Raw genomic sequence first — 2,665 nt, forward strand, 5'->3', positions numbered from 1 at the left:
ACCGAGATCTACACTCTTGGTGTCGTGGGCAGCGTCCGTTGTGTAGCCGTGACGACAGGAACGTGGAAGCGGGCGGCCCGCCGCGCCACCCTTGCCCTGACGACGGTGTGCTGCTGCGTCCCGGATCTCCTCGGTGGCCGCCCGGAAAGCAGGGGCGGCGTGAGCGAAGTAGTCGAAGAGAACGGCGCGTTGGTCCGGCGTGTAGCGACTGAGAACCTCGGCGATCTGGCGCCGGGCAGGCCCGACCACCTTCTCAATCTGGTCGAGGGAGTCGGCCACCGGCTCGACGATGACCTTGCGTCGATCGTCCGGATCGGCAGCCCGGCGGGCGAATCCGGCTCGCTCCAGGCGGTCGATCAGGCGAGTGGTCGCCCCGGTGGTGAGACCGGTACGTGCGGCCAGTTCTCCCGAGGTGAGCGTGCCTTCCAATGCGATCTGGCTGAGCGCGTACCACTCGGAGGCGCTCAGCCCCACCGCTTCCGCCCCGGCCATGCCGTGGAGTCCCACAGCGTCGAGGTACTGACGGAAGACCAGGTGCTCGTCTGCCGGCGTCAGGTCTGCCATGTCCCTGGGTGCCCCTTGCGTAGGTAGCTGCACACATGCAGATAATGTCTACGTGCAATATCTGCATCAGTGTAACTACCTGGAGGATTCCATGCCCACCACGGACGATCGGAATGCCGTCACCACGGTGATCGCCTCACTCGTCGACGCCTGGCGGCGCCACGACGCCGACACGTACGGTGCGCAGTTCACACAGGACGCCACGTACGTCACCTTCGTCGGCACGTACTACCAGGGCCGCCGCGACATCATCGACAGCCACCGGACGCTGTTCGCCAAATTCCTCAACGGCACACAGCTCGCCGACGAGATCCTGGACGTCCGCTTCTACGGTCCAGACACCGCTGTGATCACCGGCCGCGGCGACAGCTACAAGGGCAGCAAGCCGAAGAAACTGACCAAGGTCCAGACCTACACCCTGGTCCGGGAGCCGGACGGCCAGTGGCGCATTGCGGCCTTCCACAACACCAAGCGCAAGCCGCTCATGGAGGCCATCTCCTTCAAGGCCGCCCCCGCTCTCGTCCCGGCATCCCAGAAGTGACCGGTGAAACTACAGACCCCGCATGGGCAGGTGCCAGCACACTCACACCGCACTTCTCAACCAATGCCCCATCACCGACAGCGCGCAGCGTCACTCAGCAACCGCACCCGAAAGGCTCCAACCGCGTGACCTTCCAGGACCATCTCCGAACCCTTGCCGAGCGAGCGATCAGCTCGATCTCAGCGGCTGAGGCAGAGGACATCTACGTCATCTCGTTCTTCATCGACAACGAGAGGGACGACCCACGACAGCCCACCCTGAGCATCGGATACAACACCGAAGTTCAGTTCCGACGCAGCATCGCGGCCGCCTCCGACGAGGCGGAAGCCCGCTGGAACTATGCCTTCTGGCTACAGAACGAGCTCACGGTCATCGGCGACCTCACCCGAGACCCCGACGGAGCTGCAGCACGCCGCCAGTGGATCAGAGAACTCGGACTTTGGTACGACGACGAGCCCACGCGCCTCGAGGACTGGTTGACAACCGTGGGGCCAACCGCCTCGCTGATTGAAGCCAACTTCAACCAGGCATGCGTCCGGCTCGCTTGCGACCTCCACAACGATGGCGCCATCGAGAGCGCAATCGGCAAGCCGGTGCCCGTGATCCTTCACGAGCTGGAGTACTACGATGGGATCGCTCGCCGGACCGAGACCGCCAACCCGCCCGGACTCGCCGACGCCTTCACAGCGTGGGTCCGCACCGGCTGAGGCATAGGTATAGGCGTAGGCGCCATAGGCGTAGGCATTCGGGCAGTTCCGATACCCGACTCCCACCATTAACCGTCTCCCTGTGGCGGAAAACGCGAAGCCGTCTCGCTATCGAGCGGCACACCAACGGACTGCGCGCCGACCGCGAAACGGCCCGGGCCATGGGCGCCGCCGACGTTGACCCCCCTGAAACCGCTGGACTGCTGGTCAAGGCACCTGTCAGGCTCCGCCTCGTGGAGATACTCGATGCACTGACCGGCATGGCGAAAACGGGCCGTCTGGGCCCGGTGTTCAGTGGAGCCGACTGGAACGGTGTGACCGCGGCACTCGGCGAACCATGGGACATCGGAACGATGAGCCGGAGCAGAAAGTGGCCACGGCTCTTCGCCTACGGAGACCTGGAGCTGAGTGTCTGCCGCTGCCGCAAGGTCTCCAACATCTGCGTCCAGACCTGGCGTGACGTCGTCGAGCTCCCCCCGTCGGTTGTCGAGGGGGTGGGCACCTTCCCCGCAGGGCTCAAGTACGCGGACATCGTTTCCGCCTTGGACAAGGCCGGCTGTTCCTGGGAGACCTACCCTCCGCTGACCTTCGGCGATCAGTGCTCGCTCGTGGCGATCCCGTCAGGAGCGAACTTCATCTTCGAGATCCCAAAGGGCGAAGAACCCGTGCTGAACGTCATGGGCCTGCCCGGCGACGGACACGACTGCTCCGCCGCACCACAGGCCAAGATCACTAGCGTGGAGTGCCGTCAAAACTCGGGTTCTGGCTCAGCTTCTGTGGAGCGACTACGAAGAGCTAGTTACTTGCGATTCACGGTGCCTTCGCCGATGGCGACTGTCCCTGCTGCGCCTGG

Annotated in this window: 4 protein-coding genes; 3 read left to right on the forward strand and 1 reads right to left on the reverse strand. The window is 64.5% G+C overall.

Annotated features, from left to right (window positions below; translation table 11 throughout):
• Nucleotides 1–564, reverse strand: a 564-nt coding sequence (locus tag ACWGI2_RS34765; RefSeq protein WP_453699805.1) for a MarR family winged helix-turn-helix transcriptional regulator, incomplete at its 3' end; no start/stop codon positions are given.
• Between the two features lie 91 nt (nucleotides 565–655).
• On the opposite strand from ACWGI2_RS34765, the gene ACWGI2_RS34770 reads away from it, so the two are divergent.
• The 3 genes from ACWGI2_RS34770 to ACWGI2_RS34780 form a co-directional block, all read left to right on the forward strand.
• Entirely contained in the window at nucleotides 656–1,105 is a 450-nt protein-coding gene (locus tag ACWGI2_RS34770; RefSeq protein ID WP_453398301.1) for an SgcJ/EcaC family oxidoreductase, read from the forward strand.
• A 125-nt stretch (nucleotides 1,106–1,230) separates the two neighbouring features.
• A complete protein-coding gene (locus ACWGI2_RS34775) occupies nucleotides 1,231–1,812 on the forward strand; it encodes a hypothetical protein (RefSeq protein ID WP_453699806.1) in 582 nt (193 codons plus the stop codon).
• A 161-nt stretch (nucleotides 1,813–1,973) separates the two neighbouring features.
• Nucleotides 1,974–2,665, forward strand: a 692-nt coding sequence (locus tag ACWGI2_RS34780) for a hypothetical protein (RefSeq protein ID WP_453699808.1), incomplete at its 3' end; no start/stop codon positions are given.

The sequence above is a fragment of the Streptomyces sp. NPDC054866 genome (genome assembly GCF_053610745.1).

What these genes read in the sequence shown, in the direction of transcription:
- ACWGI2_RS34770 (WP_453398301.1), top strand. Translation starts at nt 656, where the DNA reads ATGCCCACCACGGACGATCGGAATGCCGTCACCACGGTGATCGCCTCA.